This is a genomic window from Solibacillus merdavium (genome assembly GCF_014836935.1).
GTDB classification, from domain to species: domain Bacteria; phylum Bacillota; class Bacilli; order Bacillales_A; family Planococcaceae; genus Solibacillus; species Solibacillus ferritrahens.
In genome coordinates this window covers 1-962 of sequence record NZ_JACSPW010000050.1, presented here as the reverse complement: position 1 = coordinate 962, position 962 = coordinate 1, and the positions used below count along the sequence as shown (strand labels likewise).

General features: G+C 39.2%; 2 protein-coding genes. Both read left to right on the top strand.

Annotation, left to right across the window (positions count from 1 at the left end):
• Positions 1 to 290: 290 nt before the first annotated feature.
• A complete protein-coding gene (locus H9632_RS18685; RefSeq protein ID WP_191705567.1) occupies positions 291 to 575 on the top strand; it encodes a hypothetical protein in 285 nt (94 codons plus the stop codon).
• Positions 568 to 962, top strand: a 395-nt coding sequence (locus tag H9632_RS18680; protein WP_191705566.1) for an SMI1/KNR4 family protein, incomplete at its 3' end; no start/stop codon positions are given. The genes H9632_RS18685 and H9632_RS18680, both read left to right, overlap by 8 nt.

Genomic DNA, 962 nt, shown 5'->3' with positions numbered 1-962 from the left:
ACGTACAACCTATTTAATGTATCCTAGCTATTAGTGCATGCGGTGGTAAAAGTAAAACAGTATCTATTGTCGAGTCTGCTACACCAGCTAAACCGACAAAGCAGCAAGCACCGTCTCAGGCGAATAAGGAAGCAAGTGCAACAACGTTACCACCTGCGAAATCGAAGGAGCAGGGTAATGATACACTTAGTGGTCCCGTAGAGGTTAAAGCTCCTCCTGGAGCTACCGAAGAGCAAATAGCTCAAGTTAGGGCTTATGTTGAGGGTTCTAACGCGGCTTTAAAAGCTGGGGTGCTATCACCAACCGGGAGAGTTTCTACAAAAGGTAAATTAAGACAAGATGCCTCTCGTGCAGCAAGAAAAGAAGGTAAACGAGCTTCTGACAATGGAAACCAGTATAAAGGACACGTTGGACATGTTCCAGATACAACTTGGATGGCGAAACCAGAACCTCATAGTTGGTTAGATCTTGATCCAAAAGTAAATCTTAGTATTGGTGGTCAGGCCAATAAATATCCTATTGGTTATAAGCCGACAGAATTTAAGTTTGTAAAGGAGAATTTAGACGATGAGTAATTGGAGAGAAAATATTGCTTCAATGGTATTAGTGAAGCAGGAATTATTTAAACAAGATGTGAAGCAGATATGGCCTCATCACTTTCCAGAAATCGGAGCAAATGAAGACAATATTCTTGCTGTAGAGAAAGAATTGAGATGTAAACTTGATCCAATGTTTAGGGATTTTCTTAAATATGCTAATGGTTGGAAAGGGTTTTACCAGACAGTTGATTTGTTCGGTACAGAGCAATTAAAAGGATCAATAATAATGGACTATGCAAAAATATTGTTAAATGCTATTGATGATTATGTTCTAAAAGAGAGTGGCTTTTCCCGGGACCAATTATTGCCGATTGCAGCCACAGAATTTGACAAAGATTTATTTGTTTTATGTCTACCTAATTC